Source organism: Desulfovibrio sp. An276 (genome assembly GCF_002159665.1).
GTDB lineage: Bacteria > Desulfobacterota > Desulfovibrionia > Desulfovibrionales > Desulfovibrionaceae > Desulfovibrio > Desulfovibrio faecigallinarum.
The window spans coordinates 1-868 of record NZ_NFJC01000083.1; the positions used below are offsets into that span (position 1 = coordinate 1).

General features: G+C 57.9%; 1 protein-coding gene. It reads right to left on the reverse strand.

Going from position 1 to position 868, the window contains the following annotated elements; all coding sequences use genetic code 11:
• A partial coding sequence (locus B5F76_RS14300) for a VCBS domain-containing protein (RefSeq protein ID WP_204218451.1) occupies positions 1-868 on the reverse strand: 868 nt, incomplete at both ends.

Genomic DNA, 868 nt, shown 5'->3' on the forward strand with positions numbered 1-868 from the left:
CAGCGTGATTTCCCCGCTGGTGATCTCCTTGTCTGTGGATGCTTCGGTACCGCCAGCATTGAGGCCTGACTCGTGTACCGTGGCCGAGGCATCTTCTGCGTCGGGCACATTTATGACCGGCACGCTCTCGTCACCAGTGATGTTGATGGTAATCGTTGCCTGCGATGTGTCGCCGTCCGTGTCCGTGATGGTATAGGTGAAGGTTTCCGTAAAGGTCTCGCCCTTCGGAATATTCACCCCCTCGTTCAGCTTGTAGCTGTAGGAGCCATCCGCGTTCAGAGTAAACTCGCCGTGCTTTCCCTGTACAGGCTCGCCAAGCGTACCTCCCTCTATGGAAGTCACGGTCTTGCTGCCAGGCTCGTCTGCGCCGAACAAGTCATTGCTCAGCACATTGCCGCCATCTGTCGCACCCTTCTGCGCGGACGCTTCTGTCAGGGTAAAGACATCGTTATTTGCGGTTGGCACATCGTCCACGATGGTGATGGCAAGATTGCCATTGACCTCGTCGCCAGTCGCGTCTGTCACGTTGATGGCGATCTCGTCCGTCATGGTGTTGTTGCCCTCACCCTGGGCATGGGTCTGATGTTCCTTCAGCGTATAGGTGTAGCTCACCTTGCCATCGGAGATACCGGTGACAAGCAGCGTCCCTTCGCCTGTATCAATCGAAACGCCTTCAGGCGCAACGCTCGCGTTGCCGCTGGCGTCCACGGCAAATTCCTTGCCGCCTATGGTCACTGTCGCGGCCTCGCCGTTCAGGGTCAGCGTGATTTCCCCGCTGGTGATCTCCTTGTCTGTGGATGCTTCGGTACCGCCAGCATTGAGGCCTGACTCGTGTACCGTGGCCGAGGCATCTTCTGCGTCGGGCACA